At 50.0% G+C, this 23755-nt stretch carries 21 protein-coding genes; 14 read left to right on the plus strand and 7 right to left on the minus strand.

The window, feature by feature from the left end:
• Nucleotides 1-80 precede the first annotated feature (80 nt).
• On the plus strand, nucleotides 81-1736 hold the full coding sequence (locus P3T48_RS00585; protein WP_276505216.1) for an RluA family pseudouridine synthase: 1656 nt from the start codon (nucleotides 81-83) through the stop codon (nucleotides 1734-1736).
• A 113-nt stretch (nucleotides 1737-1849) separates the two neighbouring features.
• Here P3T48_RS00585 and P3T48_RS00590 read toward each other — a convergent pair whose 3' ends face one another.
• Nucleotides 1850-3508 carry a putative transporter gene (locus tag P3T48_RS00590; RefSeq protein WP_276505217.1) on the minus strand — a complete coding sequence of 553 codons (1659 nt, stop codon included), beginning with the start codon at nucleotides 3506-3508 and terminating at the stop codon, nucleotides 1850-1852.
• 299 nt (nucleotides 3509-3807) lie between these two features.
• Between P3T48_RS00590 and P3T48_RS00595 the strand changes: the two genes are divergently transcribed.
• Nucleotides 3808-4686 carry a PfkB family carbohydrate kinase gene (locus P3T48_RS00595; protein WP_276505218.1) on the plus strand — a complete coding sequence of 293 codons (879 nt, stop codon included), beginning with the start codon at nucleotides 3808-3810 and terminating at the stop codon, nucleotides 4684-4686.
• 6 nt (nucleotides 4687-4692) lie between these two features.
• On the opposite strand, the gene P3T48_RS00600 is transcribed toward P3T48_RS00595, so the two are convergent.
• The 6 genes from P3T48_RS00600 to P3T48_RS00625 form a co-directional block, all read right to left on the minus strand.
• Complete coding sequence (locus tag P3T48_RS00600) at nucleotides 4693-5751, minus strand: hypothetical protein (RefSeq protein WP_276505219.1); 1059 nt, start codon at nucleotides 5749-5751, stop codon at nucleotides 4693-4695.
• Between the two features lie 12 nt (nucleotides 5752-5763).
• Nucleotides 5764-6288 carry a hypothetical protein gene (locus P3T48_RS00605; RefSeq protein ID WP_276505220.1) on the minus strand — a complete coding sequence of 175 codons (525 nt, stop codon included), beginning with the start codon at nucleotides 6286-6288 and terminating at the stop codon, nucleotides 5764-5766.
• On the minus strand, nucleotides 6288-6479 hold the full coding sequence (locus P3T48_RS00610; protein ID WP_276505221.1) for a PG0215 family putative anti-sigma factor: 192 nt from the start codon (nucleotides 6477-6479) through the stop codon (nucleotides 6288-6290). The genes P3T48_RS00605 and P3T48_RS00610 overlap by 1 nt, the downstream gene beginning before the upstream one ends.
• Before the next feature lie 26 nt (nucleotides 6480-6505).
• On the minus strand, nucleotides 6506-7018 hold the full coding sequence (locus P3T48_RS00615) for an RNA polymerase sigma factor (RefSeq protein WP_158463725.1): 513 nt from the start codon (nucleotides 7016-7018) through the stop codon (nucleotides 6506-6508).
• A gap of 472 nt (nucleotides 7019-7490) precedes the next feature.
• Nucleotides 7491-8393 (minus strand): hypothetical protein, encoded by a 903-nt coding sequence (locus P3T48_RS00620; RefSeq protein ID WP_276505222.1) that lies wholly within the window; start codon nucleotides 8391-8393, stop codon nucleotides 7491-7493.
• A 258-nt stretch (nucleotides 8394-8651) separates the two neighbouring features.
• Nucleotides 8652-8819 carry a hypothetical protein gene (locus P3T48_RS00625; RefSeq protein WP_276505223.1) on the minus strand — a complete coding sequence of 56 codons (168 nt, stop codon included), beginning with the start codon at nucleotides 8817-8819 and terminating at the stop codon, nucleotides 8652-8654.
• Nucleotides 8820-9288: 469 nt separating this feature from the next.
• On the opposite strand from P3T48_RS00625, the gene rplM reads away from it, so the two are divergent.
• From rplM to P3T48_RS00685, 12 genes are all read left to right on the plus strand, one after another.
• Nucleotides 9289-9750, plus strand: a complete 462-nt coding sequence (gene rplM / locus P3T48_RS00630; protein ID WP_022252192.1) for a 50S ribosomal protein L13 — start codon at nucleotides 9289-9291, stop codon at nucleotides 9748-9750.
• Nucleotides 9751-9760: 10 nt separating this feature from the next.
• On the plus strand, nucleotides 9761-10147 hold the full coding sequence (gene rpsI, locus P3T48_RS00635) for a 30S ribosomal protein S9 (RefSeq protein WP_022252191.1): 387 nt from the start codon (nucleotides 9761-9763) through the stop codon (nucleotides 10145-10147).
• Between the two features lie 157 nt (nucleotides 10148-10304).
• A complete protein-coding gene (gene rpsB, locus P3T48_RS00640) occupies nucleotides 10305-11087 on the plus strand; it encodes a 30S ribosomal protein S2 (protein ID WP_158463726.1) in 783 nt (260 codons plus the stop codon).
• Nucleotides 11088-11191: 104 nt separating this feature from the next.
• Nucleotides 11192-12187 (plus strand): translation elongation factor Ts, encoded by a 996-nt coding sequence (gene tsf / locus P3T48_RS00645; protein WP_276505224.1) that lies wholly within the window; start codon nucleotides 11192-11194, stop codon nucleotides 12185-12187.
• A gap of 139 nt (nucleotides 12188-12326) precedes the next feature.
• Nucleotides 12327-12944, plus strand: a complete 618-nt coding sequence (locus P3T48_RS00650) for a fumarylacetoacetate hydrolase family protein (RefSeq protein ID WP_022252187.1) — start codon at nucleotides 12327-12329, stop codon at nucleotides 12942-12944.
• A 152-nt stretch (nucleotides 12945-13096) separates the two neighbouring features.
• Nucleotides 13097-16708 (plus strand): type IX secretion system sortase PorU, encoded by a 3612-nt coding sequence (gene porU / locus P3T48_RS00655; protein WP_276505225.1) that lies wholly within the window; start codon nucleotides 13097-13099, stop codon nucleotides 16706-16708.
• 159 nt (nucleotides 16709-16867) lie between these two features.
• Nucleotides 16868-18049 (plus strand): type IX secretion system outer membrane channel protein PorV, encoded by a 1182-nt coding sequence (porV, locus tag P3T48_RS00660; protein WP_276505226.1) that lies wholly within the window; start codon nucleotides 16868-16870, stop codon nucleotides 18047-18049.
• Between the two features lie 11 nt (nucleotides 18050-18060).
• A complete protein-coding gene (ispF, locus tag P3T48_RS00665) occupies nucleotides 18061-18540 on the plus strand; it encodes a 2-C-methyl-D-erythritol 2,4-cyclodiphosphate synthase (protein ID WP_022252184.1) in 480 nt (159 codons plus the stop codon).
• A gap of 456 nt (nucleotides 18541-18996) precedes the next feature.
• A complete protein-coding gene (locus P3T48_RS00670) occupies nucleotides 18997-20271 on the plus strand; it encodes a glycosyltransferase family 4 protein (RefSeq protein ID WP_276505227.1) in 1275 nt (424 codons plus the stop codon).
• Nucleotides 20268-21044, plus strand: a complete 777-nt coding sequence (locus tag P3T48_RS00675; protein WP_276505228.1) for a glycosyltransferase family 2 protein — start codon at nucleotides 20268-20270, stop codon at nucleotides 21042-21044. Before P3T48_RS00670 ends, P3T48_RS00675 begins: the two co-directional genes overlap by 4 nt.
• A 205-nt stretch (nucleotides 21045-21249) precedes the next feature.
• Nucleotides 21250-22701, plus strand: a complete 1452-nt coding sequence (locus P3T48_RS00680) for a glycoside hydrolase family 140 protein (protein ID WP_443217151.1) — start codon at nucleotides 21250-21252, stop codon at nucleotides 22699-22701.
• A gap of 111 nt (nucleotides 22702-22812) precedes the next feature.
• Complete coding sequence (locus P3T48_RS00685; RefSeq protein WP_276505300.1) at nucleotides 22813-23733, plus strand: cation diffusion facilitator family transporter; 921 nt, start codon at nucleotides 22813-22815, stop codon at nucleotides 23731-23733.
• The last annotated feature ends 22 nt before the right edge of the window (nucleotides 23734-23755 follow it).

Genomic DNA, 23755 nt, shown 5'->3' on the forward strand with positions numbered 1-23755 from the left:
GTGCAACTTATCTTATGCAAAGATAATGCAAAATTCTGAATGAGCGAAAAGAATATAAAAAAATATCGTATCTTTGCAGCATGAAATTTCATCCAATACATATAGACCCAGCCTCGGGCATCCGGTTGCCCGAGAGAATGAACAATCCGTTCTGTTATGAGCCACACCCTCTCTGCATCATGGTCTGCAAGGAGCTGCAGGAGAAAATCGCCCAGCGTGACGACTGGCGCGAGGAGATAGACCGTGGCAAGATGTTCGGCGTGCTGATCGTGGAAAAGCCCCGGAAGGACGGCGAAGCGACTGAGCCACAGACAGGCTATATAGCAGCCTACAGCGGACAGATAGGTGGCCGGAGCGACTGGAGTGGCTTTGTGCCTGCCGTATTCGACTATCTGAAGCCCGACGGATATTTCAAAAAGCACGAGACCGACATCTCGGACATCAACGTCGCCATACACGATCTGCAGAACGATGAGCGGATGAAACAGATAAAGACGGAAATCGACACCCTGAAAGCCCGTTGGCAGCGCGACATCGACGCCTATCAGCTACAGATGAAGACTGCCAAAGCACAGCGCGACGCCCGACGCAAGGCGGGCAACCTGAGCGAGGAGGAAAAGGCAGAAATGGTGAGGGAGAGCCAGTTTATGAAAGCCCAGCTGAGAAGACTCAAGAAAGAACGGGACAGGAATACCGACATCGAGGAGGAATACGACAGAAACCAGAAAGACATCAGGTATCTGAAACAACTGCGCAAAGAACTCTCTGACTCACTGCAGCGATGGCTGTTTGGCAAGTTCTGTATGCTCAACCCACAGGGCGATCGCAAGAACCTCTTGGAGATTTTCAAGGACACGGCAGCCAAGATTCCACCGGCTGGCAGCGGAGAATGCTGCGAGCCCAAGATGCTGCAGTATGCCTACAGCCACGGTTATCGTCCGCTGCAAATGGCCATGTTCTGGTGGGGAGAAAGTCCGAAGGAGGAAATACGCCATCACCTGAACTTCTATCCTGCCTGCAACGGCAAGTGCAAGCCCATCCTGCAATGGATGCTGCCCGAGGCCACCTGCTCGCGGACGGAAGAATACAAGGCGGAGCTGAAGACTATCTACGAAGATGAGCAGATAGCCGTAATATGCAAGCCGGCAGGAATGTTGTCGGTTCCAGGAAAGAACGGAGCCGAGTCGGTGTATTCCATCATGCGGAGCAGAATGCCCGAGGCCACAGGACCGCTCATCGTTCATCGGCTCGACATGTCGACCAGCGGACTGATGGTGATTGCCAAGACCGAGTTTGCCTATCATCGTCTGCAGCAGCAGTTTGCAGCCCGACAGGTGGAGAAGCGGTATGTCGCCGTCGTGGGTTGCCAGGACAAGGCAGCAGCCGACCGCATGGCGCAGGAAGGAACCATCAGTCTGCCTCTGATGCCCGACTACATGGACCGTCCACGCCAGATAGTGAGTCATGAGCATGGCAAGGAGGCAGTCACCGAATATCGGGTGCTCGCCCGCATCGACGACACACACCTGCGCCTCGCCCTCTGGCCCAAGACAGGCCGTACACATCAGCTGCGCGTGCACTGTGCCCACAGCGAGGGGCTCCATGCCCCCATCGTGGGCGATCCGCTTTATGGCAATGAACCGGCACAGCGACTCATGCTGCACGCCGAATCCATCAGTTTCGAGCATCCGCTGACAGGCAAGAAAATTTGTTTGGAAGAAATGATTAGTATTTAATTCAGGAGTTAAGGAGTTAAAGGAGTTAAGACAAATGCTTTTGTGGACTTGAAATCCCCATTCCCTCAAGGCTGTTGTCTTAACTCCCTTAACTCCTTTAACTCCTTAAAAAACTATACGAAAAACATGATCAGCACTTGGGCGATAATCACCCTGACAAACATGCCGAGGGGATAAACCGTGGCATAACTGACGCTTGGCGTGTCGCCGTCGATGGTGTCGTTGGCATAGGTCAGCGCCATAGGGTTCGCCATGCTGCCACACAGAATGCCGCAGATGCTGCCAAAGTCGTACTTCTTGGTTTTCAGAATGACGAGTCCCACTATCAGCACAGGCACCACGGTGATGGCAAAGCCTATACCTACCCACATCAGTCCCTCAGGGCGAATCACCGTCTCGAAGAACTGTCCGCCAGCCTCCAGACCCAAACAACCCAGATAGAGCGCCAGTCCCAACTCACGAAGCATCAGTCCGGCGCTGCGCGTCATATAAGAGATGAAATGCACACGTGGGCCCAGGGCACCGATGAGGATTCCCATCACGATAGGACCGCCCGCAATACCGAGACGCACAGGAGCCGTCATACCGGGAATGTTGAAAGGTATCGTTCCGATGGCAAGACCCAGGATGATGCCCAGGAAGATAGCGCCAAGATTAGGCTCGTTGAGCGTCTTGACGGCATTGCCTAAAAACTGCTCCACATGGTCGATGCTGGCAGGATCGCCCACCACGGTGAGGCGGTCGCCATACTGCAGTCGCAGGTCGTCGGTGGCAAGAAGGCGAATATCGCCACGGAGCACACGGCTCACATTCACGCCATAAGTGTTGCGCATGGAGAGATGACCCAGCAACTTGCCGTTCAGTCCCGGACGGGTCACCACGATGATGCGGATCTCCACCTTGGCATCGATGGCGTTCCAGTCCACCTTCTCGCGGTTCCAGTCCTTGTCCACCTTCTTGCCGAAGAGAATCGACATGGCAGAAACCTCATCCTTATTGGTTACCACCAGCACACTGTCGTTGGTGTGCAGCACAGTGTCGGCCTGAGGCACGATGACCTGGTCGCCACGCCACACGCGCGAGATGATGAACTTGCGGTGTGTGAGCATCGAAATCTCGGCTATGGTGTTGCCATTCAGGGCAGGATTCACGATGATATACTGTCCGATGGCAGTATGGTCGTCCTCGTCGTTTCGTCTTATCTCCAGGTCGGCAGGCTTCACAAAGAGCTTGCGCATCGTCATCATCGCCAGGATGACGCCCACCACGCCCAAAGGATAAGTCACGGCACAGCCCAGGGCAGCACCGCCGCTGGGAAGTCCCAACTGCTGCAAAGCCTGCTGGGCAGCACCCAGGGCAGGCGTATTGGTAGTAGCGCCGCAGAGAATGCCCACCATGTCGGGCAGACTCACGGGCAGCAGCCAGCACAAAACCAGGGAGAAGAGCGTTCCCACCACGATGACAGCCATCGACCACAGGTTGAGCGCAATGCCCTCATGTCGCATGGAGCCGAAGAAGTTGGGGCCGACATAAAGTCCCAGTACATAAACAAACATGGTGAGTCCGAAGCTCTCGGCAAACTCGAGCATATCCTTGTCGATCGAAAGTCCGAAATGACCGGCAATGATGCCTACAAAGAACACGAAGGCAATGCCGAGAGAAATGCCACGCACCCGAATCTTGCCAAGAGCAAGACCCAGTGTGCAGATAAGGGAAAGTATGACGATGCCCTGCACCGCCGAATGATCGTAGATTAATCCATTAAACCACATGACAATCTATTTCAGCCTTTTATTTCTGAGTTTTTTGTTATTTGCTTTTATTCAACTGCAAAGGTACAGCATTTTTTCGACAGAGCAAAAGATTGGGTATTAATTTTCGGAAAATATACATAAATCGTCCGAAAGGTATTGGCTCAACTTTCGCATTTTGCTCAACATGAGTCACTTATTGTCCAAAATCGTTTGCCGTTTCGGAGAATTGTGGTAACTTTGCACACAGTTTCAATGCATCAGAAGCGACAGGGCGCACATCGTGAAACCACAACACAGACATAATAGAAAAAAAGACAATGACAGATATTTGTTGTATAGGACACATTACTAAAGACAAGATAGTAACTCCCAACCGAACCGTATATATGGCGGGCGGAACCTCATTTTACTTCGCCTACGCCATCAACCAACTGCCCAAAGACATCACCTTCTCATTGGTGACGGCGATGGACCCCACCGAAACCGAGCCGGTGGACCGAATGCGCAAGGCAGGCATCAACGTGATGCTCAACGCATCACGCAACACGGTGTTCTTCGAAAACCGCTACTTCGGCGAGAACCAGAACGAGCGCAAACAGCGGGTACTCGCCAAGGCCGACCCCTTCACTATCCCGCAGCTCAAGGACGTAGAGGCCAAGGTGTATCATCTGGGCAGCCTGCTGAGCGATGACTTCTCGCCCGAGGTAGTAGAATATCTCGCCACCAAGGGCAGAGTGTCTATCGACGTGCAGGGCTATCTGCGCGAAGTGAGAGATGAGAAAGTTTATCCCGTCGACTGGCAGGACAAACTGAAAGTTCTCAAGAACACCTATTATCTGAAAGTGAACGAGACAGAGATGGAAACCATCACCGGCAAGAAAGATCCGCGCGAGGCAGCCCTGCTGCTACATTCCTGGGGCGTGACCGAAGTCATCATCACCCTGGGCAGCGAGGGCTCGCTCATCTATGTAGACCAAACCTTCTACGAGGTCCCAGCCTATAAGCCTCACGAGGTCGTCGACGCCACAGGCTGTGGCGACACTTACTCAGCAGGTTATCTGTACAGGAGGCTGCAGGGCGCATCACCCTTAGAGGCAGGCAAGTTTGCCGCAGCCATGTGCACCATCAAGCTGGAGCACAATGGCCCCTTCAACCGCACGCAGAAAGACATCCTGCTGATAATGGGAGAAGCTTAGCTGAGCCTATCTGCTCATCGACCGTGCGGTGAGGTCGAGCAGACTTTGCAGATAGTCGTCGTCAGTATCCTTCTTCATCTTGGAGAGGGCGTTGGCGCAAAACTTCCTCTCCTCAGCGTAGAGAAGAGAGCCGTGACCCTTGCATAGCCTGATGATCTTGTTGGCAATGCCCGTCTGCAGATTGCGGCGCAACTGCGACTGGAACCCCCATCGATACTGATCCTTAGCATTCTTGAAGGCAGCACGCAGGTTGTTGAGCAGAGTGAGGAACTCAGCGCTGTTTTTGGGTTCCGGCTCGTTGGCAGAATACTTCTTGGCAAGGTTTTTCCAGTACTTCACGGTCTGTCCGTTGACCACCACCGAGTCCACGCCGTCGCTGCTGCTTACCACCATACTGCTGAGTCCGTCAGCCAGACTGTTCAGGTCAGCCTCCAGACCCTTCAGGTCGTCTACCTCAGCGACGGTTCCATCAGGATTGATGATAGTGGCACGTCCCGTGACGCGATGAGCCCTTTCCCATGCCGGGTCCCTGCCATAGAACAGATAGACGGAACCTTTGATCAGCTCCTCGTCGCCGTCCTTCCTGGCCCGCCAGCTGTTGCTCTCGTCATTGCTGCTGTACCACACCAGGGTGTACACATATCGCATGGTGCTGTCCTTAGGGTCGCGGAAATACTGCAAATTGTAGTTGCGCTCCTTGTGCGCACCGAAGGTGATGCTCTGCGAATTCTTCTCGCCGTATGCTATTCTTTCCTGTGTATCAGAGTTGAAGCCCTTCTTCTTGATCATGGAAGAGTAAGCAATCTTGTTGCTGGCGAGCAAAGCCTGGTTGTAAGTCTCTATCGGCTTAGCTTTCCTGACGGGGACAGCATAATCGTAGGAAACGACATACCCCTTGCTGTATTGTTTCTTCGACGAAGTAGCGACATAGTCGTTGGCGGTGAGCCAGGCAGTAAGGTTCTCGAAAGCCTGCTGAGGCATCAGGATAGTTTTCTGTGCGACGGCAGTACCCGAGAGTATCATCAGGCAAGCCATCATGACGATTCTGAGATTCTTTTTCATCATGTTTTCCTTTCTTTATTTTACGTTCTCTTGTTCTTGTCCATAATCATCCTCATCGTTATACGATGCCAGGTCTTCAGTCTGCAGGGCGCTGACCAGATACAGGCGGAAGAGCATTTCGTTCTGCTGCTCCTCGAGCGCTTGCAGATGCGCCTCAGCCAAAGCTTCGGGCGACTGCTGCATAGAGTCGATGACAGTCTGAGCAATCCATGTCACAGGAGGCGCCGGACTGTGTAGATGCTTGCGATAGACACCACGTTTGCGAGGTCGCATCTTCGGCCTGACCGCCTGTTTCACCTGATTCCTCACCTCAGTTTCTGCAGCGGGCACAAGGGTCTCAGCAGAGTCTTTGTCAGCCCGTGCCAGCGTCGCAGCAGGCGAGGCCGTACAGTCCCCGTTCCTCGCAGGCCAAGTCATAACCACGAGCAGAGCCACGGCGGCGGCGGCAGCAAGCAAGCACCACAGCGGGCGCAGACGCGAACGATAGCGAAGCGGCTCACGGCAAACATCCCCATCAGTCGTTTCCCCGTCTACAGGCATCAGCCATCCGTAGGCATACCCTTGTCGAAGTAAGCGAACATTTGCTGATAAGGCTTCAAGTCATCGCTCACATCAGCGTGTGCAGCAAACCATTGGCTTATCCGTTCCTCCTCCTCTATCGAGGTAAGTCCCTGCATGAATTTCCCGATGAGCAGTCTAATATTCTTTTCTCCATTCATTTTTATATTCATATTTAATGTTCAGTGTTTAACTTCCCTCATTCCCTCGAAATCTCCATTCTTCTTCTGATTTCCGTCAGCATCCTTTGTCGGGCTCTCGACAGGATCGTAGCAGCCGAAGCAGGAGTGATACCGATGATACCGGCAATCTCTTCCATGCTTTTCTTCTCCACCTGTCTCAGGTGCAGCACCTGGTATTGCGTGGATGGCAGTTCGAGCAGTTTCTGTTGCAGCCACATATCGTTCTCCTGCGTTTCCATCATCATGTCGGGAGGCGGCTCGTGGCTTTCAGCCTGAAGATGCGGATGCAGCAGCAAGGAGACTTCCCGCTTTTTGCGGTGTCTGTCGATACAGAAGTGTTTGGCGACGCATCCCGTCAGCCCCTTAGCATGTTGCGCAGAGGTGATGTCCTTTCTGATGGCCCACAGCCTGAGCATGGTGTCTTGCGCCACGTCTTCGGCAGTCATGCCGTCGGTGCCACAGCCCCTGCAGACGTGCAGGGCTGTTTGCCGCAGCTCGGGAACCAGTGAGGTGAATTCTTTCTCTGTCATGTGTGCCTTGTTTGCTTGTTCTGATGTATAAACGAAGAAATCGGAATTTTATCAACACCTTTAACTTCTCTTAACCTCTGAGGAGGCAGAAGTAATTACTCAGCACCCATATTGTCATGAGTTGTTACGTTAATGTGAGTCAACTCATATTATCAATAAAGCGTAAAGTGGTCAACTAAAATCGTTAAACCACAATGCAATAGGCTTCAACTGCTTACGAAGCCGCTTTCATTGCTCTACGAAATAGGCTTCATTGACTATCGAAGCCGATTTCATATTTCGAGCCTTTTCTATTCAAAGTTTTCAATAGGGGTGCTGAGTAGTTACGGTCAGAAGTCCTTAATGACAACAGTTCGAGTTTCACTTATTACAAAAATGAGGACTTAATTGACGAAACATCAGTCATCAATTAAGTCCTCACATCAACGGACGTAAGAATCCAAGCCCCTTTTACAGGGAAGCCACCGCCATTCTAAAAGTTCTTACCAGTGCCAGAGTCCATAAACTCAGCATTAGAGAAAGTGAAGTCAGCCGAGCTCGACACACCGAAAAGATCGCCGGTGGTGTATTTCGTCACATAGTTGGTTTTCAGATGAACGTTCTCAAAGGACAGACTCTTCAGCAGCGAGCCCTCCGAGTCCAGCATCTCCACATCCACCTTGATATTCTCCTCCTCCGCCGAGCTCAGGAAGACATAAGCGTTAAACCGGGAATAAGTATTGCTCATCTCGATTGTCGGAGTCACCACGCTCACGTCAGCCGCCAGACCTGTCGTAGGATTCCATTTGTTGCTGCACTTACCCGAAATGCGGAACTTCATATTCTTCACCACGTCCGTCGTGGAACCAGTATTTTCAATGGTAAACTTAGCCACAGAACGTTTCATGTTGCAATTAAAAGCATTGTTTCCTTCCTTTACCTTTATCTTCTGGCAGACAGCCGCCATGTCTGTCACCTTGTTGGGGAAGACAACCTCCGTCACAGAATTAATCTTCACATCGGCATTCTTGCTGGCTACAGCCACCATATCATATTCACCCACAGGAACCTGCATACTGACATGACCGAAGTCGTCTGCCATTTCAGCCTTCACCTGTCTGAAAACGATAGTTTTTCCCGTGCCATTGGTAGGGATCAGAGAAATATCCAAGTAAGTAAACGGGCTGTTTTTCAAAGCAGTACTCGTACTGCTTTCGTCTGCTCGAGTCTTTGCCTGAGAATTTTCCAATGACTGCATGGTCACTTGGTAAAACGACAAGCTAACTTGCTGGTTCGCTACATGGGATGATTCATTACCATCACCGTTTTCGGTTGTACAACCGGCACTAACTAATAGGGCAATAGCCATGAATAGGCTGGTAAAAGGTTTTTTCATTTGTTATTATGTTTTATGTTGATTTACAATGTTTTCTGCGGAGTTAAAATCTCGTCTCAAAAATAAGAATTATTAATAAGAAAATATAAAATCAGAACTAAAAATTGATTTATTTAATATAATTTGCACTGATTTTGCAAATATTTATCTAAAGTCGGTCTCGAAACGTCCTGACTGCATCAGTTTGAGGTGGTCAGAAAGCTGAAGCGCCATTTCTATATCATGAGTGGAGTCGAGGTCGTGGATGAGTAAACTATTCTATCTGATACCATTATCTCTATCGCTATTGTTCAGCTTACGGTTGCCTGCATGATATCTGCGGCCATGGTTGAAGCTGGCGGTAAAGACGAGCATGTTGCTCTGGTCTGCAAGGCGCACCTTGTTCTTCTGCTGCACATACTTGTTGAAAAGTTCATCCTTATACACGCAGCCATGAGGATAGAACACGAATAATCCGAGTACGCCCCCTTTCGCTCATACGCGTAGACCTGTTGTCACGTACGACTATGTGACTTGCCTATAGGCTTGGGCAATTTCTAATCATGCTGAACTTTTAAAACTTCCCGATTTGCAAAAGTTGAGTGTATTATATATTAATGTACGTGCGCGCAAGAAAAACTTGCTTCCTACTTTTTGGTAAAAAAGTACTGTTTAAAATTCAAAATTGAGTTAAATATCTATAAAAGTAAAACGCTTGAGTTTGTAACTTACACATAATTAAATAAAAATGTGTACTTTTGCAGTCCGATTATTTACGGGGATACGCTTAGAGTCCCCTGGGCAGTGTGTGTTAATAGCAATCTCCTGTGGCCGGGAATTGCGGTTAGTGAATCGCCTGTCTAAAAGTGAGTAAAAAGATTTAAAAACGTTTTTTAGTAGTAATTTAAAATTTAAAATGGACACATTAAGTTTCAAGACTATCTCCGTAAACAAGGAGACAGCTAAGAAAGAGTGGGTTGTAATCGACGCAACAGACCAAGTAGTTGGTCGTCTTTGCTCAAAGGTAGCAAAGTTGCTCCGCGGTAAGTACAAGCCAACTTTCACTCCACATGTAGATTGTGGTGACAACGTAATCATTATCAACGCCGCTAAGGTGGTATTCTCTGGCAAGAAGGAGACAGATAAGGTTTACACACGTTACACTGGTTATCCTGGTGGTCAGCGCTTCAACACTCCAGCTGAGTTGCGCACACGTCCTGACGGCATGGACAAGATTTTGCGTCATGCAGTAAAGGGTATGTTGCCAAAGGGCCGTTTGGGTCGTTCTCTGATGGACAACCTCTTCATTTACGATGGCACAGAGCACAAGCATGAGGCTCAGAAGCCAAAGGCAATTGATATTAACCAGTATAAATAATTAAGGTAGAATGGAAGTAATTAATGCAATTGGTCGCCGCAAGAGCGCTGTAGCTCGTGTATACCTTTCAGAAGGTACAGGTAAGATCACAATCAACAAGAAAGATATTGAGACATATTTCCCATCAGCAATCCTTCGCTATGTAGTGAAGCAGCCATTGCAGTTGCTCGAGGCTGAGGGTAAGTATGATATTAAGGCAAACCTCGACGGCGGTGGTTTCACCGGTCAGAGCCAGGCTCTTCGCCTCGCTATTGCCCGCGCGCTCGTTAAGATCGACGCTGAGGACAAGAAGGCATTGAAGGATGCAGGCTTCATGACACGTGACTCACGTGCTGTAGAGCGTAAGAAGCCAGGTCAGCCAAAGGCTCGTCGTCGCTTCCAGTTCAGCAAGCGTTAATCTTATACATATTATATATATATACAGATTATATATAGCTGAGCTAAAAAGTTTAGTATCTAAATCGGTGAGATTCCATTAATCGGGGACTACTCATCGACTGATCTAACAATTAGATTCAAAAAGAAAGTAAACAACAATTAAACAAGAAAAGACAATGTCAAGAACAAATTTTGACCAGTTACTTCAGGCAGGTTGCCACTTCGGACACCTCCGTCGCAAGTGGAATCCAGCAATGGCTCCTTACATCTTCATGGAGCGTAACGGTATTCATATTATCGACCTTAACAAGACCGTAGCCAAGGTAGACGAGGCTGCTGAGGTGCTTAAGGGAATCGCCAAGTCAGGTAAGAAAATCCTGTTTGTCGCTACTAAAAAACAAGCTAAGGACATCGTAGCCGAGAAGGCTGCCTCTGTCAACATGCCTTACGTTATTGAGCGCTGGCCAGGTGGTATGCTCACTAACTTCCCTACAATCCGTAAGGCTGTCAAGAAAATGGCAAACATCGATAAGCTGATGAATGATGGTACATTCTCTAACCTTTCTAAGCGCGAGTTGCTTCAGGTAAGCCGCCAGCGTGCCAAGTTGGAGAAGAACCTTGGTTCTATCGCCGACCTGACTCGTCTTCCAAGCGCACTCTTCGTTATCGACGTAATGAAGGAGCACATCGCTGTTAAGGAGGCTAACCGTCTGGGTATTCCAGTGTTCGGTATCGTTGATACCAACTCTGATCCTAAGAATATCGATTACATCATCCCTGCCAACGACGATGCAAAGGATTCAGTAGAGGTAATTCTCTCTGCTGTTTGCGGTGCTATCGCTGAGGGTCTTGAGGAGCGCAAGGCAGAGAAGGCTGATGAGAAGGCTGCTGCCGAGCAGAAGGATCAGCCTAAGAAGAAGGCTGCCCGCAAGGAAGAGGCTGCTGAGGCTGCTGAGTAATCAGGCAAAGGCTTAATAAGCTCTGAGCCATCATCCAGGAAAGGGGTGGCTCAGTGTTATAGCAACAAATAGAACATTAACTATTTTAATTAAAGAAAAATATTATGGCTGTTTCAATTGAAGATATCAAGAAACTTCGCGCTATGACAGGTGCTGGTCTTGCTGACGTAAAGAAGGCTCTGACAGAGGCTGAAGGTGATTTCGATAAGGCAAAGGAGTTGCTCCGTGAGCGTGGACTCGCTATCGCTGCAAAGCGTTCTGACCGCGAGACATCTAATGGTTGCGTTCTCGTTAAGAAGGTTAACGATTTCGCTGCTATCATCGCTCTCAAGTGCGAGACTGACTTCGTTGCCAATGGTGCTGACTTCATCAAGTTGACATCTGACATTCTCGATGCTGCTATTGCTGCCAAGGCTCACACTCTCGATGAGGTGAAGACTTTGAAGGTTGGCGAGTCTGATGCTCAGGCTGCTGTAACACAGCGCTCTGGTATCACAGGCGAGAAGATGGAGCTCGACGGCTACTGTGTTCTCGAGGGTGAGAACATCGAGGTTTACGACCACATGAACAAGCACACTCTGTGTACTATGGTTCAGCTCAACGAGAACAACGAGGAGGCTGGTCACAAGGTTGCTATGCAGGTAGCTGCTATGCGTCCTGTAGCTCTCGACGAGTCTTCTGTTTCTGAGGAGACTAAGAAGACAGAGCTTGAGGTAGCTGTGGCTAAGACCAAGGAAGAGCTCGTAGAGAAGGCTGTTAACGCAGCATTGAAGAAGGTTGGCATCAACCCAGCTCACGTTGACTCTGAGGATCACATCGAGAGCAACACCAAGAAGGGTTGGTTGACACCTGAGCAGGCTGAGGAGGCTCGCAACATCAAGAAGACTGTAAGTGAGGAGAAGGCTGCTTCTTTGAACCCAACTATGATCCAGAACATTGCTAATGGTCGTCTGGCTAAGTTCTTCAAGGAGAACTGCCTCGTTGATCAGGAGTTCCAGTTCGGTGATGGCGACAAGCAGACTGTTGCTCAGTACCTCGCTTCTCAGAGCAAGGATCTCAAGATCGTTGCTTACAAGCGCTTCACTCTTGCTGCTGAGTAATCTGCTGTTGCGGACGAAATGCTTGGCATGGCAAGATTAATTTGACTTATAGTTAAATTAGAATATCAGGGAGTTATGGAGTCAAGGCTTACGCTTTGCTTCTAACTCCCATTTCTTTTTTATATATATTTTTGGGATTATGAAGATATTTGCCATAGGCATGAACTATGCCGAACACAATAAATCGCTACATGACACGTTATCTAAACCAGAGAGACCTGTCATTTTCACCAAAGCCGACTCGGCGTTGCTGAAGGATGGAAAACCATTCTTCATCCCTGATCATCTGGGACGTATAGAGTACGAGACAGAGTTGGTGGTTCGCATCTGCAGGTTGGGAAAGACCATCCCGCAGCGCTTCGCCCACAGATATTATGATGCGGTGACGGTAGGAATCGACTTCACAGCCCGTGAGATGCAGAAGAGGCTGCGTGAGGCTGGCCAGCCATGGGAACTTGCCAAGGGCTTCGATGGTTCGGCGGCGATAGGTACATGGATGGATGTGCAGAAGTTTCGCGACATACAGGCCATTCATTTCCATCTCGACATCAATGGCAAGACTGTACAGGAAGGTTGCTCCAGCGATATGTTCTACAAGGTGGACGAGATTATCTCCTACATCAGTCAGTACTTCACGCTGAAGACGGGCGACTTGCTTTATACAGGCTGTCCTACCGGTTGCGGACCTGTCAGCATTGACGACCATCTCGAAGGTTATCTTGAAGACTGGAAGGTGCTCGACTTCAATTGCAAGTAGTTACATTTGCAAACAACCCAATGAAAGCTGTTCGTAAGATTTTCAGAGTAAGCGCTTTTAACAAGCCACTCGAAAGAACAGTACGGGTTTACAGAACAGGGCGGTGGAATTTATCTTCCGCCTCATAAGAAACAAGTTTGTTATTCCAAGATATGACGAATAAAAGAGTTAGGATATTTTTCGTATGGATGGCCTTGCTGGTTCTTGCTTTGCCGGCAAAGGCACAGCAGCGGTTCTTCAACTTGACAGCCGACGAGGTCAAGGTCGACTCTGTGTTGCCACATTTTCTCTATTCCATTCCTTTGCCCGAAAACTATCAGGACTCCGTCTACACCGTCTCGGTGAAATATCCAGAATATATGGATATGACCGTGAGCGATGTGGCCAACTACAATCGCATATCCGGTGCAGCCCTGCCTTCGCAGGTGCCTCTTAGTCAGAATATCTCCGTGAGCAGAAGGAAAGGATATCTTGTGGCTTCCTTCTGCCCATTGGTTTTCCGCAACAATAAATATCAGATGCTGGTGAGTTTCATGCTCGATGTCAAGGCAAAGGCCGTGAAGAACAGCGTGCTGCGCCAACGCAAGAACGACAAGGCTTATGCCTCGGCAGCCGACATCTATGCCGAACATTCTTTACTTGCCTCGGGCAAGTGGGCAAAGATAAGAGTCAGCTCTTCAGGTGTTTACCAGCTTACCGATGCCACGGTTCGTCAGGCAGGCTTCTCCAATATCAATAAGGTGAAGATTTATGGCTATGGCGGCAATCTGCAGAACGAGGCTCTTTATGCCAACGACCTGGCCCGCACCGATGATTTGAAGGAAGTGCCCCAGTGTGTCGTAGGTGGAAAACATCTCTTTTATGCCAAGGGTCCTGTCAGCTGGACGTCCAACTCATCGACTGTCCGCCGACGCAATCCTTATTCCGATTATGGTTATTATTTTATTACTCAGAGCGACGAGGAGCCTGTCACGGTCGACTCGGCAACCTTTGTTTCCTCTTTCTATCCGTCGCCCGATGACTATCATTCGCTTTACGAGGTCGATGGCTACAGCTGGTATAATGGCGGACGAAATCTCTTCGACCCAACGCCCATCAGCGTGGGCGGCAGTCAGCAGGTAGTGATCACCAACACCACTGGCAGTCAGAAAGGACGCCTTACCGTCAATGTCTCGGCAGGAGGAAATAACCAAATACGCATTCTGCTAAACGGCAAGGACATAGGTACCTTGAATGTTCGTATTCTGGATTATTGCAAGGCAGGGCAGGACTCAGGCACTTATCTGCTCGACAATCTGAAAGTCGATGGTGGCAAAGATACGATCACCATTCAGAATGTGAGCGGTGAGACAGCCCGTCTTGACTATGTGTCGATGGCTTGGGAGAAGGCGATTCCGCTGTCGCCTCTGTCGGGAAAGCATCCTACAGCCACTTATGTGAAGAACATTACCAATCAGGATCTTCATGCTGACGGTCAGGCCGACCTGGTCATCATCGTTCCCTCTTCAGGCGCACTGTTGAAGCAGGCACAGCGCCTTAAGGAGTTCCATGAGAGTCATGACGGTATGCGGGTGAATATAGTTGCCGCCGACCAACTGTACAATGAGTTCTCGAGTGGCACACCCGATGCCAATGCCTATCGTCGCTATCTCAGAATGTTGCAGGACAGAGCTGCGACAGAGGCCGACATGCCTAAGTATCTGTTGCTCTTTGGCGACTGCGTTTGGGACAACCGCATGCTCACAGCCGACTGCAAGCGGTTTGATCCAGACGATTACCTTCTCGTCTATGAGAGCGAGAACTCGTTTAGCGAGACAACCTGCTATGCAGGTGACAGCTGGATGGGCATCCTGGCAGAAGGTGCAGGTTCCGACGCACGGCGTGAGCTGCAGGACGTAGGCGTGGGCCGATTCCCGGTAACCACAGTAGCCGAGGCGAAGATCATGGTCGACAAGACCATCAATTACAGCAAGAATCAGAATGGCGGAGCCTGGCAGAACACCATCATGTTCATGGGTGACGATGGAAATGACAATATTCACATGAAGGATGTCGACTCTGTGGCCAATAGCGTGGGCAGGGATTATCCCAATTTCCTGATCAAGAAAGTGATGTGGGACGCCTATACCCGTGAGAGTTCAGCCACTGGCAATACATATCCAGAGGTGAGCAAGATCATCCGCCAGCAACAGGCCAACGGAGCCTTGGTCATGGACTATGGAGGGCATGGCAGCGCCACCCTCATCTCGCACGAGTCAGTACTTGGACTGAGCGATTTTAGCGAGTCGCGCACCTCCAATCTGCCATTGTGGGTGACAGCAGCCTGCGACATTATGGCTTTCGACGGCGTAACGGAAACAATAGGCGAGGCAGCCGTGCTCAACGAGAAGGGCGGAGCCGTAGCTTTCTATGGAACGGCCCGTACCGTTTTCACATCCGCCAACAAATACATCAACCATGCTTTCATGAAGCGTGTGCTCTCCCTGCAGGACGGCAAGCCCTTTACATTAGGCGAGGCTCACCGACTGGCGCAGAACGATGTGATGTTGGGAACCAACCGTTATCCGACCCCTACCCGGGAAGACCCCAACAAGACGAGTCCCGAACAGGACAATACCGAGAATCACCTGCAGTATTCGCTGTTGGGCGATCCAGCCCTGTCGCTCAATCTTCCTACAGCCCAGGTTGTGGTCGACGAGATCGACGGCGTGGCTGTCGGTTCAGGAACGATGCCTACGGTCAAGGCAGGATCTGTGATCAAGATGAAAGGACATGTGGCAGGAGTAGAAGGATTCAATGGTGTGGTGACAGCAACGGTGCGCGACACTCAGGAAGAGATAACCTGTAAGCTGAACAACACCAGCAATGACGGCGCAGAGGTGGCGTTCAAGTATTTAGACCGCACCAAGACGCTCTATCATGGTTCCGACAGCATTCGCAACAGCAGTTTCGAGCTGACGTTTGCCGTGCCCAAGGACATCAACTATGCCGATGGTCAGGGAATGATCAATCTCTATGCCCTGAATACCGATAAGACCATCAGAGCCAATGGCTCCTGCGACCAGTTTATTGTGGGAGGAAGTGCCGAGGCAAAGAACGATTCGGTAGGCCCTTCCATCTATTGCTATCTCAACTCGCCTTCGTTTGTCGATGGTGGAAATGTGAACAGCACGCCTTATTTTGTGGCAGAGATCAAGGATAAGGACGGCATCAATGCAGCCGGCAGCGGAATAGGTCACGACCTTCAGCTCGTCATCGATGGCGACATGGCGAAGACCTATACGCTCAACAACAACTTCAGCTACGATTTCGGAACCTATACCAGTGGCTCCACCTTTTATAGTATTCCCGAGTTGGAGGAAGGACCTCACAGACTGCAGTTCCGCGCATGGGACATTCAGAACAACAGCTCTACAGCCGTGCTTCACTTCAACGTGGTGAAAGGTTTGCGTCCGCAACTCTTCAACATCGGCGTGACCAATAATCCAGCCCGTACTTCCACCACGTTCATCATCAGTCATGACCGTATGGAGAGCAATATGGATGTGGTCATCGAACTCTTCGATGCGGCAGGCAGACAGATGTGGCGTCATGCCGAGAGCGGAGTGTCGGCTACGGGCAATTATACGGTCGATTGGGATTTGTCGGTAGATGGTGGCCGCCCCCTGCAGACGGGCGTCTATCTCTATCGTGTCAAAGTGTCGTCGGAAGGCAGTAGCTATGTGTCGAAGACGAAGAAGCTCATTGTCATCAGCAACAGATAAGACAGGCGATAAAACAATAACAGAACTTCTATAACTTCAGAACCCAGCGAAAGTTGAGAAAATAAGAGGATATTAACAACAAATAAGGCGCACGGCAAAATAAAAAGGCTGCTTCTGCGTTTTATTTTAGGCAACAGAATAATAAACCACAAAGAAGATATGAACAAAGCATTCAGAATATTACTGGCGGTGCTCCTGGTGCAGCTCTCTCTGCAGGCGAGTGCTCAGGAAAAGAAGGATCTTTTCAATCCAGTCAACTATGCGGTCGTTTCGCAGACCATAGCTCCTGATGCCCGTGGCGGCGGTCTGGGAGACGTAGGTGCGGCAACCGACCCAGATGTCAACTCTCAGTACTGGAACCCCGCCAAATATCCTTTCTGTATCTCGCGTGCAGGAGTGGCGCTCAACTTCACACCTTGGCTTCGCTCGTTGGTCAACGATATGAACCTTGCCTATTTGGCAGGCTATTACCGCATTGGCGACCACAGCGCCGTGTCGAGTTCGTTGCGCTATTTCAATCTGGGTAAAGTCTACACCTCTTACGAGGGAGCCGAGTCGGGAGAAGGAACCACTATCAATCCTTATGAGATGTCGCTCGATGTAGCTTACTCGCTGATGCTGAGCGAGACATTCTCACTCTCTGCCGCTTTGCGCTGGATTTATTCCGACATGCGTTTTGATGAGCGCGAGGACAATTCTCCCGCTTCCGCCTTTGCTGCCGATATTGCAGCCTATTATCAGAACTATATCAACATCGGCCAGCGTGAGTGCCAGTTGGGTATCGGTCTCAACATCTCTAACATCGGTAGTAAGATCAAGTTTAGCGGCAAAGAGTACAGCGAGTTCTTGCCAGCCAACCTCCGATTGGGTGCCTCGCTGATGATTCCTATCGACGAGTACAACCGCCTCACCATTGCAGCCGATGCCAACAAACTGTTGGTACCTACCGTTCCCAAGCAGGAAGAGGGCGAGGACAATTCTGAATACGAAGACCGCGTGCATCGCGAGTATAATGATATTTCAGCTATCCGAGGCATTTTCAAGAGTTTCGGCGATGCGCCAGGCGGATTCAAGGAAGAGCTGCAGGAGATTTACTATGGCGTAGGAGCAGAGTACACCTATAATGACAAGTTCTCGCTCCGTGCAGGCTATCATCACGAAGCCGAGAACAAGGGCAACCGCAAGTACTTTACCGTCGGTGCCGGTTTCAAGATGAGTGTGTTCCAGCTCGATGCCGGTTATGTAGTAGCCACTGCCAAGAGCAATCCGCTCGACCAGACGTTGCGCTTTTCGCTCACCTTTGATATGGACGGCATCAAGGACCTGTTCAAGAGAAGATAAACCCCAAAATGATGAATATTCGAGTAGGATTCGGCTATGATGTCCACAAGTTGGTGGCAGGGCGCGAGCTTTGGCTTGGCGGCATTAAACTAAATTACGAGTTGGGCTTGTTGGGGCACAGCGATGCTGATGTGCTGATACATGCCATTTGTGACGCACTCTTGGGAGCAGCCAATATGCGCGATATCGGCTATCATTTCCCTGACACTTCGGCCGAGACGCTGAATGTCGATTCCAAGATATTGCTTCGCAAGACCATCGGACTGATAGCCACCAAGGGTTATCAGGTAGGCAACATCGACGCCACAGTGTGTGCAGAGCGCCCCAAACTCAATCCTCATGTGCCAGCCATGAAAGCCTGTCTGGCAGAAGTGATGAACACCGACGAGGACAACATCTCCATCAAGGCAACCACTACCGAGAAGCTGGGTTTCACGGGCAGAATGGAAGGAATATCGGCTTATGCCACGGTTCTCATAGTGAAAGCTTAACGACCGTTAATGGATGCTTAAAATGTGTTGTGTTCGGGCACATCTGATTGATTTACATCAAATAAACACTAAAATCTATCATTTTCCTTTCAAAATGTTTGGTGATATAGCAAAAAATGTTGTATCTTTGCATCGTCAAAAGGTTAATAGATTGTTTAGGTTAGTAGTAATAGATTTAGGTTTTTAGTTATTAGGTTTTAAGGTAGATTGTTTAACAGATAACAAAGGGGATCGTGAGATTGCCTTTGGATTAGAAAAATTAAAGTTAAACATAATGATACGCTGCAGCTCGTTGAGAGTTGCAGCGTGTTTTTTTTAGTGACACTTATCATTTTGTAGTGTCTTTTGTTTTGTGTTTTCCCCAAATAGCATTATCTTTGCACATGTGTAAGATTGCATACGTCCTGCCGTGTCGAGCCGGGCAAGCATGCAGTCGAATATTAAAACAAGCAAACGATGCGAGTACTCATAGTAAATACAAGCGAGCAGACCGGTGGCGCCGCAGTAGCAGCCAACCGTCTGATGGATGCTCTTAACAACAATGGAGTTAAGGCCAAGATGTTGGTGCGCGATAAGGAGACAGAGTCGATCACAGTGGCTCAAATGCCCCGTTCCATCTTCGGACAGTGGCATTTCCTGTGGGAGCGTTGGTGTATCTTCTGGCACATGCGCTTCTCCAAGCTTCATCTCTTCGACATCGACATCGCCAATTCGGGTTACGACATAACGGGCTTGCCTGAGTTCAGGGAGGCCGACATCATCCATCTGCACTGGATCAATCAGGGTATGCTCTCATTGGGTTCTATCCGCAAGATACTCAAGAGCGGAAAGCCCGTGGTGTGGACTATGCACGACATGTGGCCAGCCACCTCGCTGTGCCATCTCACCATGGGGTGCAACAAGTTCCGCAGCGGTTGCACTAAGTGCAAGTATCTGCCTTCGGGAAGCTTTTGTGGCGATTTGGCAGCCAAGGTGTGGCGCCGCAAGCAGAATCTCTACAGGCAGAACAACATCCTCTTTGTGGCTTGCAGCAAGTGGCTGGCAGGCGAGGCGAAGTCGAGTCTGCTTCTCTCCGGGCAGAAAGTGGTAAGCATCCCCAATCCCATCGACTCCCGAGTATATTGTCCAGCCGATCGTCAGGAAGCCCGCACCCGTGCCATCCTGCCAGCCGACAAGCGCATCATCCTCTTCATAGCCCAGCGAGCCACCAATCCCTACAAGGGCATGAATTATCTTATGGAAGCCTGCCAGCAGCTGGCAGACAAATATCCCGAGATGCGCGACAATACCTGTGTCGCCATCCTTGGCGGCCATAGCGAGGAACTGGAGGGCAAGTTGCCCTTCCCGTCCATCTCGTTGGGATACGTGAGCGACGACCGTCGCATCGCCGATATTTATCGTTCGGCAGATGTCTTTGTGCTTCCCTCGCTTTCCGAGAATCTGCCCAATACCATCATGGAGGCGATGGCTTGCGGCGTGCCCAGCGTAGGTTTCAAGGTAGGCGGCATTCCCGAGATGATAGATCATCGCAAGAACGGTTATGTGGCCAACTATCGTGATGCAGCCGATCTGGCGGAAGGAATCCACTGGGTGCTCTTCGAAGCCGATGCCGACGAGGTGCGCAGCAACTGTCTGCACAAGGTGTCGTCCAGCTATTCGCAGCACGTCGTGGCACTCAAGTACATCGAAGTCTACAATCAGGCGATGGCCTATAAAAACTACCATATATGATCAAATTCACCATCATTACCTGTACCTATAACGCAGAACGGGTGCTGCAGCGAACCCTCGACAGCGTAAAGAAACAAACCTATTGCAACATCGAGCACATCATCATGGACGGAGGCTCTTCCGACAAGACCCTGTCCATGGTAAGAGCCTACCAGCACAAGATAAGCAAGGGCGAGAATGCCCACGACATCGTTGTCGTGTCGGAGCCCGACCGAGGACTCTACGATGCGATGAACAAGTCGATAGACCGTGCCACGGGCGACTATTTAGTGTTTCTCAATGCAGGCGACGTGTTTCCATCTGCCGAAACATTGGAGTATGTTGCAGGTTGTGTGGGTGAAGGTGAAGTGCTTCCTGGTGTGCTCTATGGCGATACCGACATTGTAGATGCAACAGGGCGCTTTCTGCATCATCGACGTTTGCAGCCACCTGCTCACCTGTCTTGGCGTTCGTTTCGTTGGGGTATGTTGGTTTGCCATCAGTCATTCTATGCCCGTACCGACTTGGCAAAAGGCATCCATTACAACCTCGATTATCGTTTCTCTGCCGATGTAGACTGGTGCATACGTGTGATGAAAGAGTCTGCAAGGCTTCACCTGCCATTGCGCAATGTGGGTGCTGTCATCACCCATTATCTCGATGGAGGTATGTCGGTGCAGAACCATCGTGCTTCTCTTCGCGAGCGTTTCGAGGTGATGCGCACCCATTACGGGCTGCTCACTACGCTCTTTGTTCATGCCTGGTTTGTGGTTCGTAGCATCTTCAAAAGATAAGAGTTTCCTTCGTGATTTTATCTCGACAACCCAGATGTTGAGCATTCTTGTTGCCTTCCTCGTCTTGCTCGTCTGCATCATGATGGCAGTCCGCAAGAAATCTACGCACGCAGAATCACAATAACCAGCCTTTTTTTGCGTTATAAGTCTAAGAAGACTTAAAGCTACAAAAACAATGAAGAAAACATTCAAGACCTTGACCATCATGACTGTGGTCTGCCTACTCACTGCCACAGTCCATGCCGCAACCCATGTAAAGCCCTGGAGTCATGGTAGACTGATGGTGTCTGCTGATCATCGCTATCTGCAGTTTGAGAACGGACAGCCGTTCTTCCTTTTGGGCGATACGGGCTGGCTGTTGCCCGAACGTCTCGACCGTTCGGAAGCACAGTATTACCTTCAGAAATGCCGTGCGGCAGGCTTCAACACTGTCTTGGTGCAGGTGATGAACGGAACCCCTGCCTACAACATCTACGGACAGCCCTCGCTGCCAGCTGGATGGGACTTGACGAAGGCCGATCCCGATGGTGTGTACAGCTATTGGGATCACATGGATTATATCATCAAACTGGCCGAACAGAATGGTATCTATATCGGTATGGTGACTATATGGGGCTCACAGGTGAAGGCAGGTAATATCAATGCACGCCAAGCCAAGGCTTACGGCAGTTTCCTGGCCAACCGATACAAGGACTCGCCCAACATCATCTGGGTGATGGGTGGCGACATACAGGGTGATATTCATCCCGAGGTGTGGGAGTCGTTGGCAAGCTCCATCAAGAGCATCGACCACAACCACCTAATGACGTATCATCCCCGTGGACGCTATACGTCTGCCAAATGGTGGAGCAAGGCGGGGTGGATAGACTTCCATGCCTTTCAGAGCGGACACCGCAAGTATGGACAGCGCATGGGCAACAAGGACTATCCCATTCCCGACAATACTGAGGAGGACAACTGGATGTATGTTGACTCCACCTGGGCCTATAAGCCTATGAAGCCTGTGCTCGATGCAGAGCCCAGCTATGAGGATATCCCCAAAGGACTACACGACCCTTGTGAAGAGCGCTGGCAAGACTACGATGTGCGTCGCTATGCCTATTGGAGTGTTTTTGCCGGCTCTTGTGGTCACACCTATGGTCATAACGCCATCATGCAGATGCTGAAGCCTGGTTATCCCACGAGTTATGGCATCAGCGGCTCGGAGAAAACTTGGTATCAGGCTCTTGATGACCCTGGCTTCAATCAGATGAAGCATCTCAAGAACCTGATGCTCACCATGCCTTATTTCGAGCGGGTGCCCGACCAGAGCATCATTGTGGGCAGGAATGGCGAACGCTACAACCGTCTGCTTGCCACCCGTGGCAAGGATTACCTGATGGTGTACAACTACAACTGTGTGCCCATGAAGATAGACCTTGGCAAGGTGTCGGGCGATAGGAAAAATGTGTGGTGGATGGATGCTGCCACAGGCTGTCTCGACTATATCGGCGAGTTCGACAGCCGCATCGTAACCTTTGCCCCACAGAAGGGAGTCAGAGGCATAAGCGACGGCGTGTTCATTGCCATCGACAGCAGCAAGCATTATCTTGCCAAGGACCAGAAACAGATTGCAGACCAGAGCCTGGCAGGCAAGCCGAGAGACCTGAACGAGTAGGTAACTCAGATAATACATGATTTTTTTATCTTTTTTAATCTCTTATCTTTTCCGTTTTCACAAAAATAAGCTATCTTTGCCGCCCAATTATACAAAAACATGAATGTTATGATGGATGAGAAACAGAGATTGAGAGAAGTTTACAAGGTAACAATAGCTGGCAGCATCATCAATGTGCTATTGCTCGTGCTGAAGTTTGCCGCAGGCATCTTGGGGCATTCTGCCGCCATGATAGCCGATGCCATCCATTCGCTCACGGATTTCGCTACCGATGTGGTGGTACTGGTATTCGTAAAACTGGGCAATAAGCCGAAGGATAAAGACCATGATTATGGGCATGGCAAATACGAGACGCTTGCCACTGCCATCATCGGCATTTCGCTCTTCGTGGTGGGTGTGATGATCTGTTATTCTGGTGTTACCAAGACCTATCGTGCCATCTGCGGCGAGACATTGCGGCAGCCGGGCGTTGTAGCCTTGATTGCTGCCATAGTAAGTATCGTGATGAAGGAGTGGGCTTATCAGTTTACGGTAAAAGCCGGAAAGAAATATCATTCCGAGGCAGTTGTGGCGAATGCCTGGCATCATCGCAGCGATGCTTTATCAAGTATCGGAACGATGTTCGGTATAGGCGGTGCCATTATCCTGGGAGAAAAGTGGGCGGTGCTCGATCCGCTGGCTGCCATTATCGTGAGTGCCTTCATCATCAAGGCCGCCTGGGGACTGGTGATGCAGTCTGTGAAAGAACTGACGGATGCCAGTCTTCCGGAAATGGAGGAAGATGAAATTCTGAAGATTGCGAACGAAGAGCAGGGAGTGGAAGAGATTCATAACCTGCGTACCCGTCGCATCGGAAACAAGATTGCCATCGAGATGCATGTCCGCATGCCAGGTTCTCTTTCGCTTTATGAGGCGCATGAGCATGCTACTCATATAGAAACAAAACTGAAGCAGCACTTCGGCGCAGATACCCATGTGGGAATCCATCTCGAACCGATAAAAGTGAACGGAAAATATCTGAAACCGGAATAAAAGTAGGTAGAATTATACGAAC

It is taken from the genome of Segatella intestinalis, assembly GCF_029348455.1.
GTDB lineage: Bacteria > Bacteroidota > Bacteroidia > Bacteroidales > Bacteroidaceae > Prevotella.

What these genes read in the sequence shown, in the direction of transcription:
- P3T48_RS00585 (WP_276505216.1), top strand. Translation starts at nt 81, where the DNA reads ATGAAATTTCATCCAATACATATAGACCCAGCCTCGGGCATCCGGTTG.
- P3T48_RS00590 (WP_276505217.1), bottom strand. Translation starts at nt 3,508, where the DNA reads ATGTGGTTTAATGGATTAATCTACGATCATTCGGCGGTGCAGGGCATC.
- P3T48_RS00595 (WP_276505218.1), top strand. Translation starts at nt 3,808, where the DNA reads ATGACAGATATTTGTTGTATAGGACACATTACTAAAGACAAGATAGTA.
- P3T48_RS00600 (WP_276505219.1), bottom strand. Translation starts at nt 5,751, where the DNA reads ATGATGAAAAAGAATCTCAGAATCGTCATGATGGCTTGCCTGATGATA.
- P3T48_RS00605 (WP_276505220.1), bottom strand. Translation starts at nt 6,288, where the DNA reads ATGCCTGTAGACGGGGAAACGACTGATGGGGATGTTTGCCGTGAGCCG.
- P3T48_RS00610 (WP_276505221.1), bottom strand. Translation starts at nt 6,479, where the DNA reads ATGAATATAAAAATGAATGGAGAAAAGAATATTAGACTGCTCATCGGG.
- P3T48_RS00615 (WP_158463725.1), bottom strand. Translation starts at nt 7,018, where the DNA reads ATGACAGAGAAAGAATTCACCTCACTGGTTCCCGAGCTGCGGCAAACA.
- P3T48_RS00620 (WP_276505222.1), bottom strand. Translation starts at nt 8,393, where the DNA reads ATGAAAAAACCTTTTACCAGCCTATTCATGGCTATTGCCCTATTAGTT.
- rplM (WP_022252192.1), top strand. Translation starts at nt 9,289, where the DNA reads ATGGACACATTAAGTTTCAAGACTATCTCCGTAAACAAGGAGACAGCT.
- rpsI (WP_022252191.1), top strand. Translation starts at nt 9,761, where the DNA reads ATGGAAGTAATTAATGCAATTGGTCGCCGCAAGAGCGCTGTAGCTCGT.
- rpsB (WP_158463726.1), top strand. Translation starts at nt 10,305, where the DNA reads ATGTCAAGAACAAATTTTGACCAGTTACTTCAGGCAGGTTGCCACTTC.
- tsf (WP_276505224.1), top strand. Translation starts at nt 11,192, where the DNA reads ATGGCTGTTTCAATTGAAGATATCAAGAAACTTCGCGCTATGACAGGT.
- P3T48_RS00650 (WP_022252187.1), top strand. Translation starts at nt 12,327, where the DNA reads ATGAAGATATTTGCCATAGGCATGAACTATGCCGAACACAATAAATCG.
- porU (WP_276505225.1), top strand. Translation starts at nt 13,097, where the DNA reads ATGACGAATAAAAGAGTTAGGATATTTTTCGTATGGATGGCCTTGCTG.
- porV (WP_276505226.1), top strand. Translation starts at nt 16,868, where the DNA reads ATGAACAAAGCATTCAGAATATTACTGGCGGTGCTCCTGGTGCAGCTC.
- ispF (WP_022252184.1), top strand. Translation starts at nt 18,061, where the DNA reads ATGAATATTCGAGTAGGATTCGGCTATGATGTCCACAAGTTGGTGGCA.
- P3T48_RS00670 (WP_276505227.1), top strand. Translation starts at nt 18,997, where the DNA reads ATGCGAGTACTCATAGTAAATACAAGCGAGCAGACCGGTGGCGCCGCA.
- P3T48_RS00675 (WP_276505228.1), top strand. Translation starts at nt 20,268, where the DNA reads ATGATCAAATTCACCATCATTACCTGTACCTATAACGCAGAACGGGTG.
- P3T48_RS00680 (WP_443217151.1), top strand. Translation starts at nt 21,250, where the DNA reads ATGACTGTGGTCTGCCTACTCACTGCCACAGTCCATGCCGCAACCCAT.
- P3T48_RS00685 (WP_276505300.1), top strand. Translation starts at nt 22,813, where the DNA reads ATGGATGAGAAACAGAGATTGAGAGAAGTTTACAAGGTAACAATAGCT.